This window comes from Pseudomonas sp. C1C7, assembly GCF_013359595.1.
Classification (GTDB): domain Bacteria; phylum Pseudomonadota; class Gammaproteobacteria; order Pseudomonadales; family Pseudomonadaceae; genus Aquipseudomonas.
Genome location: NZ_JABFMP010000004.1, coordinates 70,628 through 84,664, shown reverse-complemented (window position 1 = coordinate 84,664; position 14,037 = coordinate 70,628). Strand labels below are relative to the sequence as shown.

9 protein-coding genes are annotated in these 14,037 nt (G+C 62.4%); 5 read left to right on the top strand and 4 right to left on the bottom strand.

Annotation, left to right across the window (positions count from 1 at the left end; all coding sequences use genetic code 11):
- The first annotated feature begins 2 nt into the window (after window positions 1-2).
- The 3 genes from HNO86_RS04920 to HNO86_RS04910 all read left to right on the top strand — a co-directional run bounded on the left by HNO86_RS04920 (window position 3) and on the right by HNO86_RS04910 (window position 3,619).
- Window positions 3-656: an ABC transporter permease gene (locus HNO86_RS04920; RefSeq protein ID WP_175375893.1), complete on the top strand. Its 654-nt coding sequence runs from the start codon at window positions 3-5 to the stop codon at window positions 654-656.
- On the top strand, window positions 653-1,810 hold the full coding sequence (locus HNO86_RS04915; protein WP_175375892.1) for a betaine/proline/choline family ABC transporter ATP-binding protein: 1,158 nt from the start codon (window positions 653-655) through the stop codon (window positions 1,808-1,810). Before HNO86_RS04920 ends, HNO86_RS04915 begins: the two co-directional genes overlap by 4 nt.
- A 645-nt stretch (window positions 1,811-2,455) precedes the next feature.
- Entirely contained in the window at window positions 2,456-3,619 is a 1,164-nt protein-coding gene (locus tag HNO86_RS04910) for a type III PLP-dependent enzyme (RefSeq protein ID WP_175375891.1), read from the top strand.
- Between the two features lie 89 nt (window positions 3,620-3,708).
- Here HNO86_RS04910 and HNO86_RS04905 read toward each other — a convergent pair whose 3' ends face one another.
- Window positions 3,709-4,464 carry a tetratricopeptide repeat protein gene (locus HNO86_RS04905; protein WP_175375890.1) on the bottom strand — a complete coding sequence of 252 codons (756 nt, stop codon included), beginning with the start codon at window positions 4,462-4,464 and terminating at the stop codon, window positions 3,709-3,711.
- Window positions 4,465-4,474: 10 nt separating this feature from the next.
- Window positions 4,475-5,155: a Fe2+-dependent dioxygenase gene (locus tag HNO86_RS04900; protein ID WP_175375889.1), complete on the bottom strand. Its 681-nt coding sequence runs from the start codon at window positions 5,153-5,155 to the stop codon at window positions 4,475-4,477.
- A 207-nt stretch (window positions 5,156-5,362) separates the two neighbouring features.
- On the opposite strand from HNO86_RS04900, the gene HNO86_RS04895 reads away from it, so the two are divergent.
- Both HNO86_RS04895 and HNO86_RS04890 read left to right on the top strand, forming a co-directional pair.
- On the top strand, window positions 5,363-7,687 hold the full coding sequence (locus tag HNO86_RS04895; RefSeq protein WP_175375888.1) for a TonB-dependent siderophore receptor: 2,325 nt from the start codon (window positions 5,363-5,365) through the stop codon (window positions 7,685-7,687).
- Window positions 7,688-7,936: 249 nt separating this feature from the next.
- Window positions 7,937-10,465 carry a PepSY domain-containing protein gene (locus tag HNO86_RS04890; protein WP_175376043.1) on the top strand — a complete coding sequence of 843 codons (2,529 nt, stop codon included), beginning with the start codon at window positions 7,937-7,939 and terminating at the stop codon, window positions 10,463-10,465.
- Window positions 10,466-10,586: 121 nt separating this feature from the next.
- Here HNO86_RS04890 and HNO86_RS04885 read toward each other — a convergent pair whose 3' ends face one another.
- Complete coding sequence (locus tag HNO86_RS04885; protein ID WP_175375887.1) at window positions 10,587-12,128, bottom strand: alkaline phosphatase; 1,542 nt, start codon at window positions 12,126-12,128, stop codon at window positions 10,587-10,589.
- Window positions 12,129-12,288: 160 nt separating this feature from the next.
- The gene (locus tag HNO86_RS04880) at window positions 12,289-14,028 is read right to left on the bottom strand and encodes a PTS fructose-like transporter subunit IIB (protein ID WP_175375886.1); all 1,740 of its coding nucleotides are present in this window, start codon (window positions 14,026-14,028) and stop codon (window positions 12,289-12,291) included.
- Between the last annotated feature and the right edge of the window lie 9 nt (window positions 14,029-14,037).

The following is a 14,037-nucleotide window of genomic DNA, read 5'->3' as shown; positions in this document are numbered from 1 at the left end:
TCATGGAATTCTTCAACGCCTTTTCCCACCTCGACTGGTCGCAAGTCCTGCACCTGACGTGGCAACACATCACCCTGGTGGGTATCGCCGTGACCCTGGCGATTGCCGTCGGTGTGCCGCTGGGCATTCTGATGACCCGCTTCCCGAACCTCGCCGGTCCCTTGCAAGCCAGTGCCACGGTGCTGCTGACCGTACCGTCGATTGCCCTGTTCGGCCTGCTGCTGCCGTTCTACTCCAAGTTCGGCCAAGGCCTGGGACCGATGCCGGCCATCACTGCGGTCTTCCTTTACTCACTGCTGCCGATCATGCGCAACACCTACCTGGCCCTGACCAACGTAGAGCCGGGCATCCGTGAAGCCGCGCGCGGCATCGGCATGACCTTCGGCCAGCGCCTGCGCATGGTCGAACTGCCGATTGCGGTGCCGGTGATCCTCGCCGGCGTGCGCACCGCCGTGGTGATGAACATCGGCGTGATGACCATCGCCGCCACCATCGGCGCCGGCGGTCTGGGTGTGCTCATCCTCGCCTCCATCAGCCGCAGCGACATGTCGATGCTGATCGTCGGCGCCGTGTTGGTCAGTGCCCTGGCGATCTTCGCCGACCTGATTCTGCAACTGCTGCAACGCTCGTTGACCCCAAAAGGACTCCTGAAATGATCGAACTTCAAAACCTCAGCAAGACCTTCCAGAGCAACGGCAAAGACGTGAAAGCCGTGGACTCGGTGAGCCTGACCGTCAACGAAGGCGAGATCTGCGTGTTCCTCGGGCCATCGGGTTGCGGCAAGAGCACCACGCTGAAGATGATCAACCGCCTGATCAAACCGACCTCGGGCAAGATCCTGATCAACGGAGAAGACACCACCGACCTGGACGAGGTGACGCTGCGGCGCAACATCGGTTACGTGATCCAGCAGATCGGCCTGTTTCCCAACATGACCATCGAGGAAAACATCGTGGTCGTGCCCAAGCTGCTCGGCTGGGACAAACAGAAATGCCACGATCGCGCCCGCGAACTGATGAGCATGATCAAGCTCGAGCCCAAGCAATATCTGCATCGTTACCCGCGCGAACTCTCCGGCGGCCAGCAACAGCGCATCGGCGTGATCCGCGCGCTGGCGGCGGAGGCGCCGCTGCTGCTGATGGACGAACCCTTCGGCGCGGTCGACCCGATCAACCGCGAGATGATCCAGAACGAGTTCTTCGAAATGCAGCGGGCGCTGAACAAGACGGTGATCATGGTCAGCCACGACATCGACGAGGCGATCAAACTGGGGGACAAGATCGCGATCTTCCGTGCCGGCAAGTTGCTGCAGATCGATCATCCGGACACCCTGCTGGCCCATCCCGTGGACGACTTCGTCAGCAACTTCGTCGGCCAGGACAGCACCCTCAAGCGCCTGCTGCTGGTGAAGGCCGAAGACGCCGCGGACAACGCGCCGTCCGTCAGCCCGGAAACGCCGGTGGCCGAAGCGCTGGAGCTGATGGACGAGCATGACCGTCGCTACGTGGTCGTCACCTGCGCCGAGAACAAGGCGCTGGGCTATGTAAGACGCCGCGACCTGCACCGCCAGACCGGCACCTGCAGCCAGTACCTGCGCGAATTCAACGCCACGGCGGCGTATGACGAGCATTTGCGCATCCTTCTGTCGCGGATGTACGAGTTCAACCGGGCGTGGTTGCCGGTGATGAATGCGCAGCGAGTGTTTCTTGGGGAGGTGACGCAGGAGTCGATTGCCGAGTATTTGAGTTCGGGCAGGTCGCGTGGGGGCAAGACAAGTATCGTTTCGCCTGCGCAGATTGCGGTCGCCTGACTTAAGGGCTTCCCGGGCAAGCCTTGCTCCTGCAGGTTTCGAGTCGTACACAAATTTTGTGCACAACACACAACCACTGTGGGAGCGGCGCACCGCCGCTCCCACAGGTTTTTGTGCAATTTTCAGGTATTTCACACACCGGAAAGAAATATCAACACCCGCGACCTCAAACACCCTCTCAAACCATCCTCCGTACGACCCAAATCCCCGCCCACAGACCCTTCTCGCCGCCAACGTCGTCGATATGCACGCCATCGTACTTACCAACGATCCAGCGCACATAATCGTCGAACGTGCAGGTATTTTTAACACTTAAAAAATACCGGGGAACATCTGTCCGTCATCTCTGTCCGCTACAAAGAGTGATGTCCGCCACGCACGTCAGAAGAGTGCAAAAACGCGACATTTTTTGTTGATCTCAGGCCCCTCACGCCCTAAAGTTCGCGCCGAACGTCCATGCTGGAAACGATCCATCCGGCTCAAGTACTGACGACGAGACAGCAAGGCCAAGGGAAAGCTGCACTTCCCATGGCCTTTTTGCTTTCGGCGACATGCCTTGGGAAGTAGGCGAACCAAAGTGGGGATACGGAGGACGTTCATTTGCACCCATTGATTTTTCGAGTTTGCCAATAGGAGCTCCCAAGTATGTCGATCCAGGTCGAAGACTATTTCGCGCGCGAAACCTTTCAGAAAATGAAGGCGTTCGCCGACAAGCAAGAAACCCCGTTCGTGCTCATCGACACCCAGATGATCAGCCAGGCCTATGACGACCTGCGCGCCGGTTTCGAATTCGCCAAGGTCTACTACGCGGTCAAGGCCAACCCGGCCGTGGAAATCATCGACCTGCTCAAGGAAAAAGGCTCGAGCTTCGACATCGCCTCTATCTATGAGCTGGACAAGGTGCTCGGCCGTGGCGTCGGCCCGGACCGCATCAGCTACGGCAACACCATCAAGAAGTCCAAGGACATCCGCTACTTCTACGACAAGGGCGTGCGCCTGTTCGCCACCGACTCCGAAGCCGACCTGCGCAACATCGCCAAGGCCGCACCGGGCTCGAAAGTCTACGTGCGCATCCTGACCGAAGGCTCGACCACCGCCGACTGGCCACTGTCGCGCAAATTCGGCTGCCAGACCGACATGGCCATGGACCTGCTGATCCTGGCCCGCGACCTGGGCCTGGTGCCTTACGGCATCTCCTTCCACGTGGGTTCCCAGCAGCGCGACATCAGCGTCTGGGACGCCGCGATCGCCAAGGTCAAAGTGATCTTCGAACGCCTGAAAGAAGAAGACGGCATCGAACTGAAACTGATCAACATGGGTGGCGGCTTCCCGGCCAACTACATCACCCGCACCAACAGCCTGGAAACCTACGCCGAGGAAATCATCCGCTTCCTGAAGGAAGACTTCGGTGACGACCTGCCGGAAATCATCCTGGAACCCGGCCGTTCGCTGATCGCCAACGCCGGCATCCTGGTGAGCGAAGTGGTCCTGGTCGCCCGTAAATCCCGCACCGCCGTCGAGCGCTGGATCTACACCGACGTGGGCAAGTTCTCCGGCCTGATCGAAACCATGGACGAAGCCATCAAGTTCCCGATCTGGACCGAGAAGAAAGGCGAGACCGAGGAAGTCGTGATCGCCGGCCCGACCTGCGACAGCGCCGACATCATGTACGAAAACTACAAGTACGGCCTGCCCCTGAACCTGGCCATCGGCGACCGCCTGTACTGGCTGTCCACCGGCGCCTACACCACCAGCTACAGCGCAGTAGAATTCAACGGCTTCCCGCCGCTGAAATCGTTTTATATTTAAGAGCAGCCGTTAGCTTCAAGCGGCAAGCTGCAAGTAAAAAGCCCATGACATGTCATGGGCTTTTTTGTGCCTTCAAGAACACCACGCTCCTACAGGGGTTCAAGCTCAGCTTGGCGGCGGGCGTAGTCTTGCGCCAATGTGCGAATGCGGGGGTCGGTGGCGCTGGCCAACGCTGGTGCCGCGACGCGCAGGAAATTCAGGTTTCCTCCCGCCAGCGCCTTGTGCAGCCAGACTAGCGCCTCATCGACATTGCCCTCACCCGCGAGCACTGCGGCGTAGCTGAACTGCCCACGGAAATCACCGCCAACCGCGGACCGTCGATACCAGTTGCGGGCCGCCAATGGATCCGCCGGACACACCCGCCCTTCTTCCAGATAACGCCCCAACAGGTTCATCGATTTCGCATGACCCAACTCGGCTGCCTGTTGATAAAAACCCAAAGCCTGCAGCTGATCCTCGACCACACCACGCCCGGTCGCCAGCAGGTTGGCGAGGTTGTACATCGCCCAGTCCAGGCCGCCTTGTGCAGCGATCCGGTAATGCCGCGCGGCAACTGAAGCGTTTGCCTCACAGCCCCAGCCATGTTCATGACAACGGCCGAGCATGTTGCGCGCCATCAGGTGCCCCTGGCGGGCGGCGATGTCGAACCAGCGCAGCGCCAGCGGTTGATCCTGCGCGATGCCCTGCCCGTCCAGCAGGATTTGCCCCAGCAACGCCTGAGCTTCGAGCACCTCTTCGCGAGCGGCGACAAGGATCGCCTGGGCCGCGCGGGCCGGGCTTTCGTCGAGCATGGCCTTGAGGCGTTCGCCGTCGAGCGCCTCTTCGCGGCGCAATTGGTAACTCATATCTCACCCCTCATACATCAACCCAACGGCGCAGCAGGTTGTGATAGGTGCCGGTCAGGCGGACCAGCGAGGGGTGGTCGGGCACGTCCCGGGTCAGTTGGCGGATCGCCCCGTCCATCTCGAACAGCAGCGCGCGCTGGCTGTCTTCGCGCACCAGACTCTGGGTCCAGAAGAAGGAGGCGTAGCGGGCGCCGCGAGTCACCGCATTGACCTTGTGCAGGCTGGTGCCGGGGTACAGCACCATGTCGCCGGCGGGCAGTTTCACTCGCTGGGTGCCGTAGGTGTCCTGGATCTCCAGTTCGCCGCCGTCGTAATCCTCGGGCTCACTGAAGAACAGGGTGGCCGACAGATCGGTGCGCACCCGCTCGACGCTGCCCTTGGGCTGGCGCACGGCGTTGTCGATGTGAAAGTCGAAGCTGCCACCGGCGGTGTAACAGTTCACCAATGGAGGAAAGACTTTGTGCGGCAGCGCGGCTGACATGAACTGCGGATTTTTCCACAGGCGGTCCAGCATCGCCGCGCCGATCTCCTTGGCCAGCGGATGCCCTTCCGGCAGCTGCAGATTGTGCTTGGCCTTGGCCGACTGGTAGCCGGCGGTGATCTTGCCATCGGCCCAATCGGCCTGCTCCAGAGCCTCGCGAATGCGCTGCACTTCTTCTTTGTCGAACACGCCGGGAATATGCAGCAGCATGGAAAGGACGCCTGAAATCCAAAGGGCGCCAATGGTATTGATTCTTATTGCCTGTGTAAAACCCGGCAGACGAATGAAACTGTAAAAACCGTAAGGATAAATTGTAAAGAATGTAAATTATCTGCGAATAGTAACGTTTCGCAATTGATACAAATACGCGTCTCCCCTATATTCCGCGGCCTCAAATCCTTGGGGAAGGGGAATCAAATGTCACGGCAATACCCACAACTACCGGTCAGTGCACCACGTCTGCTCGCCTCCGCCATTGGCGTGGCCATCACTGCCGGTTCTGCGGGCCACATGGTCTTCGCTGCTGAACAAACCGACGAGAAAGCACCGCGCAGCACCCTGTCGCTGGGCGCTACCGCGATCACCGGCGAGGCCCAGGACGAGACCTCCTACAACGTCGAGAAAGCCTCTTCGCCCAAGTACACCGCGCCGCTGGTCGACACTCCGCGTTCGATCACGGTCATCCCGCAACAGGTTCTGAAAGACACCGGCGCCCTGAACATGCAGGACGCACTGCGCACCGTTCCAGGCATCACCTTCGGTGCCGGTGAAGGCGGCAACCCGCAGGGCGACCGTCCGTTCATCCGCGGCTTCGACGCCCAGGGCGATACCTACCTGGACGGCGTGCGCGACACCGGTTCCCAGAGCCGCGAAATCTTCGCCGTCGAATCGATCGAAGTCAGCAAGGGCCCGAACTCCGCCATCGGCGGTCGTGGTGCAGCGGGCGGCAGCATCAACCTGGTGAGCAAAAAAGCGCACCTGGGCAACTCCTTCGACGGTGGCTTCACCTGGGGTTCGGACCAGACCCAGCGTTACACCCTGGACGGCAACTACCAGTTCTCCGACACCGCCGCCGGCCGTCTGAACCTGATGAGCCACGAAAGCAACGTCGCCGGCCGCCAGAGCGTCGATTACGACCGTTGGGGCGTCGCGCCTTCCCTGGCTTTCGGCCTGGGCACCGACACCCGCGTCAACCTCGACTACTACCACCTGGAAAGCAACGACACGCCGGATTCGGGCATTCCGTACTCGATCCCGACCGGTGGCTCGGCTGCGCGTACCAAGTCCAACCCGGACAAGCCGCAGGACGGCGGCGACAGCAGCAACTTCTATGGCTTGACCGATCGCGACTTCCGCAAGGGTCGTACCGACACCGCGACCATCGCCATCGAGCACGACCTGACCGACGCGCTGACCGTCAAGAACACCCTGCGTCACGGCTCCAGCATGCAGGACTACATCCTGACCCAGCCGGACGACAGCAAGGGCAACGTCAACAACGGCAGCGTCTGGCGCCGGGCCAACACCCGCGTGAGCAACACCGAGACCACCACCAACCAGACCGATCTGTTTGGTGATGTGTACATCGCAGGCTTCAAGAACAGCTTCGCCACCGGTATCGAGTTGAGCCGCGAGGAAAGCGAGAAGTCCTCGTACAACGTCAACACCGACACCACGCCGGGCACCGCAGCCGCCACCACCAACTGCTCGCCTGCGCTGATCGGCGCGCCGAGCGGCTACAACTGCACCTCGCTGTCCAACCCGATCCCGAGCGATCCTTGGAACGGCGCGATCTCGCGCAACTACGCCGGCACCGACACCAAGGCCAACACTTACGCTTTGTATGTGTTCGACACCCTGGAGCTGTCCGAGCAGTGGCTGGTCAACATGGGTCTGCGTTACGACCACTTCGACACCGAATACAAGACCTACACCGCCGCCGGCGCCACCACCGCCAAGGGCGATGACGTCAGCGAATTCGTGACCGGTCAGTTCGGCGTGGTCTACAAGCCGGCGGAAAACGGCAGCATCTATGCCTCCTACGCCACCTCCGCCACGCCACCGGGCGCGACCCTCGGCGAAGGCCAGGAAGGCAACCCGCTGGGCGGCACTCCGGATCGCAACGGCAACCTGCTGAGCAGCGACATGGAGCCGGAAACCACCAAGAACTACGAGATCGGTACCAAGTGGGACCTGTTGAATGATCGTCTGTCGCTGACCGCCGACATCTTCCGCACCGAGAAAGAAAACGCTCGTGTGCAGACCAACACCACCACCTACGAAAACGTCGGCAAGACCCGCGTTCAAGGTTTCGAACTGTCGGCCACCGGCAAGCTCACCGACAAGTGGCAAGTGTTCGCCGGCTACGCCTACATGGACAGCGAGCAGGTTGACGGCGGTGATCTGCCGGCCAACCGGGCGAACAATGGCAACGAGTTGCCGAACACGCCGAAGAACAGCGCCAGCCTGTGGACGACCTATCAGGTCACGCCGAAGCTGACCATCGGTGGCGGTGCGTTCTACGTCGACGACGTCTTCGGCAGCGTGGCCAACACCACCATGGTCGACTCCTACGTTCGTTACGACGCGATGGCAGCTTACAAGCTGACCAAGAACATCGACCTGCAACTGAACGTGCAGAACCTGACCGACGAGACCTACTACGACAAAGCCTTCTCGACCCACTTCGCCAACCAGGCGGCGGGCCGTACGGCGCTGTTGAGCACCAACTTCCACTTCTGATGCAGGAGCGGCGCAGTACCTGTGGGAGCGAGCCTGCTCGCGATGGTCGTCAACGATAACGCTGGCAGCCTGACACCCAGCGGTGTCACGACCTCCATCGCGAGCAAGCTCGCTCCTTCAGGGATCTGGTTGAGCCCCGTTCATTCAGGTGAACGGGGCTTTCGTGTGTAAAAAAGAATGTTTCTCGACAACCCGCGGCAGCATAATGCGCGCCGTGATGACTATCTTCGAATGAACAAGGCGAGCGACGTGTTGAAGAAAACCCTGTTCCAGTTGCACTGGTTTTTTGGCATCAGCGCCGGACTGGTCCTGGCCCTGATGGGCATCACCGGGGCGACGGTGTCGTTTCAGGATGAAATTCTGTACGCCATGAACCCTTCGGTGTTGCAAGTGCAGAAGCAGGTCGCCGGTGTGCTGCCACCCGCCGAACTGGTACAGAAGGTCGAAGCGGCCACGGGCCTGAAAGTCGCCATGCTCTCGGTGGACATCGACAGCGACGTTGCCGCCCGCGCCTTCTTCACCCCGGCACCGGGCGAGCGTCGCGGCCCGATGCGCTTCTTCGATCCGTACACCGGCGAGCTCTTGGGCGACGCCACCGGCCAGCAGTTCTTCGGCCTGATGCTGCAACTGCACCGCTTCCTCGCCATGGGTGACACCGGCCGCCAGATCACCGGCGCCTGCACCCTGATCCTGGTGTTCTTCTGCCTGTCCGGCCTGTACCTGCGCTGGCCCCGCCAGTGGAACAGTTGGCGCGTCTGGCTGACCCTCGACTGGAAGAAAAAAGGCCGCAGCTTCAACTGGGACCTGCACTCGGTGGCGGGCACCTGGTGCCTGGTGTTCTACCTCCTGGCGGCGTTGACCGGCCTGACCTGGTCCTACGAGTGGTACAACAAGGGCGTCAACCGCCTGCTCTCCGATTCGCCGCAGAACGAACGCGTTCGCGGCGGTCGTGGTCCTGCGCCAAGCGGCCCGGCGCCGACCGCCGACTACTCGGCAATGTGGAGCAGCATATACAGCGCGGCCGGTCCCGACCTCAGTTTCTACAACACCCGCATGCCACCCGTGGCCGGCCAGCCGGCGACTGTTTATTACCTTTTGAAAGACTCGCCCCACGACCGCGCCCTCAACCAGATCACCCTGGACCCGGTCACCGGCGAGATCAAACGCCATGACCGCTACAGCGACAAGAGCTTCAAGGCGCAGTTGCTGACCAGTGTCTACGCGCTGCACACCGGCAGTTATTTCGGCATCGGCGGTCGGATCATCCTGACCATCACCGCCCTGACCATGCCGCTGTTTTTCGTCACCGGCTGGATGCTCTACCTCGACCGTCGACGCAAGAAGCGCCAGATCAAGGACGCGCGCAAAGGCCTGGCGCAACCGGGCAGCGATGCTCCGGCCTGGCTGATCAGCTTCGCCAGCCAGAGCGGCTTTGCCGAACAACTGGCCTGGCAAACCGCCGGCCAATTGCAGGCCGCCGGTTTACCGGTGAAGGTGCAGCCGCTGGCGAGCACCAGCGAGCAGGACCTAAAGGATTCGAGCAACGCACTGTTCGTGGTCAGCACCTTCGGCGACGGCGAGGCACCGGACAGCGCCCGTGGTTTCGAGCGCAAGGTGCTGGGTCGGGCGCTGAGCCTGGACAGCCTGAACTATGCAGTGCTGGGCCTCGGCGACCGTCAGTACCAACACTTCTGCGGCTTCGCCCGTCGCCTGCACAACTGGCTCGCAGAGCACGGTGGCAAGACGTTGTTCGCACCGGTGGAAGTCGACAGCGGCGATCCGTACGCCCTGCGCCACTGGCAGCAGCAACTCGGCCTGCTGACCGGCCAGGCGCCGGTGGATACCTGGCAAGCCCCGAGCTACGACAACTGGACCCTGACCCGTCGCGAGCTGCTCAACCCGCAAAGCGCAGGTTCACCCGTGTACCTGCTGGGCCTCACCGCACCGACCACCAGCAGTTGGCTGGCTGGTGATCTGGTGGAAGTGCTGCCGCGCAACTGCCCGTGGGCCATCGAGCATTTCCTCGAAGGCCTGGGCATCGACGGTCGCGCAAACATCACGGTCGATGGCTTGTCGCAACCGCTGGAGCAAGCCCTCGCCAGCCGCCAGCTGCCCGAAAACCGCAGCCATCTGGTCGGCCTGCACGCCCAGGCGCTGGTCGATGCTTTGGTGCCGCTGGCGATGCGCGAATACTCCATCGCATCGATCGCCGCCGACGGCATTCTCGAACTGATCGTGCGCCAGGAAATGCACCCGGATGGCAGCCTCGGCGTCGGCTCCGGCTGGCTCACCGAACATGCGCCAGTGGGCGGCAGCATCAGCCTGCGGGTGCGTCGCAACAGTGGTTTCCATCTGCCGAACGAAGCGGTGCCGATGATCCTGCTGGGCAACGGCACCGGCCTTGCCGGACTGCGCAGCCTGCTCAAGGCGCGGATTGCCGATGGTCAGCAACGCCAATGGCTGCTGTTCGGCGAACGCAATCGCGAGCACGATTTCCTGTGCCGCAGGGAGCTGGAAGACTGGCTGATTGAAGGCGACCTGCAGCGCCTGGACCTGGCGTTTTCCCGGGACCAGGCGGAAAAGATCTACGTCCAGGATCGCCTGCGCGAATCGGCCGGTGAACTGAAGAAATGGCTGGCGGATGGTGCCGTGATCTACATCTGCGGCAGCCTGCAGGGCATGGCTTCAGGGGTGGATCAGGTGCTGAACGAGATTCTCGGCGCTGCCGAGGTCGAGCGCCTGATCGAACAGGGCCGCTACCGCCGGGACGTTTACTGACACGACGCCGTCAATGTGGGAGCGGGCTTGCTCGCGAATGCGGCGTGTCATTCAGCATCATTGTTGACTGACACACCGCATTCGCGGACAAGCCCGCTCCCACAGGGTTCAGCGTGATCCTTCAGACCGGTTGCAGCTTCTGCTCAAACACCAGAACCCCATCCAGATCCCGCAACACCACGCTCATCTCCCCGCTCTGCCCCTCGATGTTCACCTCACCGAAAAACTGAAACCCGGCAAACGGCGAAACGTTCTGCGCCGTCGGTGCTTTCTGGAACACCACCTCCGGACCAAAGGTTCTGTCCAGCGGATTGGGCCCGAATGTCCCGGCGTTCAAAGGCCCCGCGACAAACTCCCAGAACGGCTCGAAATCCTGAAACGCCGCGCGATCCGGGTGGTAGTGATGGGCCGCGCAGTAGTGCACATCCGCCGTCAGGAACACGAAGTTGCGCACCTGCTGCGCCCGCAGAAACCCCAGCAACTCCGCCACTTCCAGCTCTCGCCCCTGGGCAGGTCCCGGGTCACCGTTGGCCACCGCTTCCCAACGAGCCACACCGGGACTGTCCTCGCCATCGGGCACGCCGAGGCCGATGGGCATGTCGGCGGCGATCACCTTCCATTGGGCGTTCGAGGCCTTGAGCGACGCCTTCAACCAGTCCAGTTGCTCGCGCCCCAGGAAGGGTTTGGCAACGCCCAAATTGTCGTCGTTGGCGCCGCGATAACTGCGCATGTCGAGCACGAACACATCCAGCAGCGGCCCATAGCTGAGCTGACGATAAATGCGCCCGCCAGCGTCGGCGCTCCGCAAACGCATCGGCGCATATTCGAGCCAGGCCTGCCGCGCGCGATCCACCAGGCTGTGGATATCCTTGCTCTTGTAGCGTTCATCCAGCTGCTTGCCCGGCGACCAGTTGTTCACCACCTCGTGGTCGTCCCACTGCCAGATCTGCGGCACTTCGGCGTTGAAGCGGCGGATGTTTTCGTCCATCAGGTTGTAGCGGTAATTGCCACGGTAATCATCGAGGGTTTCGGCGACTTTGCTCTTGGCTTCGGTGGTGATGTTGCGCCACACCCGCCCGCTCTCGGTGACCAGCTGCGCTGGCACAGGGCCGTCGGCGTAGATGGTGTCGCCGCTGTGGATAAAGAAGTCCGGCAGGCGCAGGCGCATGGCTTCGTAGATGCGCATGCCGCCGATGTCCGGGTTGATGCCGAAGCCCTGGCCGACGGTGTCGCCGCTCCAGACGAAACGGATGTCGCGCCGGGTCTGCGGCACGCTGCGCAGATGGCCGAACCAGGGTTCGCTGGCGACTCCGCTCTGGGCGTCTTCGAATTGCACGCGATAGAAAATCGCCTGGTCGGCGGGCAGCCCGGTCAGCTCGACCCGCGCGGTGAAGTCGGTGCGGGCATCGGCCAGCGGCGAGACGAATCGACGGGGATTGGGAAACAGGCTGCGGGTGTCCCACTCCACCACCATCCGCGCCGGACGATCGCAGCGGCTCCAGATGATCGCGCGGTCACCGAGCAGGTCGCCGGCCTGCACGCCATCAGTGAGTGTTGGACGATCCTTGACCGAAGCGATCACCGCCGGCGCCAGTCCCGGCAACAACAGCCCGGCGCCGACGGCCTGCACGACACGGCGACGTCCGAGGTTGAATTCGCTCATGGTGTTCTCCCTGAAAAAGGAAAAACTTAAGCATGGCTGGATGTCTCACAGATGACACACCCCTGACCCTGCAGGAGCGAGGCCCGCGAAGACGGTGTGTCAGGCGACATGGATGTCGGATGTGCCGACCCATTCGCGGGCAAGCCTCGCTCCTACAGGGTCATGCGCTGACGGGCTCGACCGCCAGCTCCACCACCTCCGGCCGCTTGACCAGCGCATACACCACCGCCGTCAACAAACTCCCCGCCACGATCGCCAGCAGATACAGCAACGCATGATTGATCGCGTTCGGTATCGCCAGCACAAACAGGCCACCGTGGGGCGCCATCAGCTTGCAGCCGAAATACATCGACAAGGCACCGGTCAGCGCGCCACCGGCAATGCTCGCCGGGATCACCCGCAGCGGGTCCTTGGCGGCAAACGGAATCGCGCCTTCGGAGATGAAGCACAACCCCAGCACCAGCGCCGCTTTCCCGGCTTCACGCTCAGTCTGGGCGAACTTGCGCCGGGCGATGAAGGTCGCGATCCCCAGGCCAATCGGCGGCACCATACCCGCCGCCATGGTCGCGGCCATCGGTGCATAACTCTGCGACGCCAGCAGCCCCACGGAGAACGCATAGGCGGCCTTGTTGATCGGCCCGCCAAGGTCGACGCACATCATCCCACCCAGCAACACGCCGAGCAGAATCGCGTTGGTGGTGCCCATGCTGTCGAGGAAATGCGTCAGCCCTTCGAGCATCCCGGCCACCGGTTTGCCGACCACGTAAATCATCACCAGACCGGTGAACAGACTGGCCAGCAACGGGATGATCAGAATCGGCTTCAGCGCTTCGAGACTCTGCGGCAAGCGCGCATAACGGTTGATCGCCTGGGCCGTGTAGCCGGCGATGAAGCCAGCGATGATCCCGCCGATGAAGCCGGCGCCTAGGGTGCTGGCGAGCAGACCGCCGATCATCCCCGGCGCCAGGCCCGGACGGTCGGCAATCGAGTAGGCGATGTAACCGGCCAGCAACGGCACCATCAGCTTGAACGCGGTGTCGCCGCCGATCTGCATCAGGGCCGCGGCAAGGGTGCCCTGCTCCTTGAACGCGGTGATGCCGAACACGAACGACAGCGCGATCATCAGACCGCCCGCCACCACCATCGGCAACATGAACGACACACCGGTCAGCAGGTGTTTGTAGATCCCGGTCTTCTCTGACTTGGCCGGGGCTTTCGCGCCGGTCGATGCGTTTTCCTGCACGCCTTCGGCCAGCGCCTTGTTCAGGGTGGCCTCGGCCTGCTTGAGGGCGATGCCGGTGCCGCAACGGTAGATTTTCTTGCCGGCGAAACGCTCGGTGGCGACTTCGATGTCCGCCGCCAGCAGCACCACGTCGGCCTCGGCAATCGCTTGGGCGCTCAGCGGATTGCGCGCGCCGACCGAGCCCTGGGTTTCCACCTGCAGGTCATAACCCAGGCGCTTGGCCGCCTGCTGCAAGGCTTCGGCAGCCATGAAGGTGTGGGCAACACCGGTCGGGCACGCGGTGACTGCCACCAGCCTCGCAGCGTTGGCGGTGACCGGCACAGGTGCGGCGACAGCTTCAGGTGCGTGATAAACCGTCGCCTCTTCGGCGCCCCGGCGCAGCACCGCTTCCACGTCCTGCAGGGCCTGGGCCGGGGTGCTCTGGTAGACGCGCTTGCCGACGAATCGCGACATGTCCACCGGGGCGCTGGTCACCAGCAACACCCATTCGGCCGCCTCCAGCGTGACCGCCGACAACTGACGCTCGGGATGTGTTGCATCGCTGACTTCGACGCAGGTCATCCAGCCCTGGCGCTGGGCCGCCGCGTCCAGCAGACGGGCGCACAGCACACTGGTGACCATGCCGTTGGGGCAGGCAGTAACAATGGCTAACTTCATGACCAACCC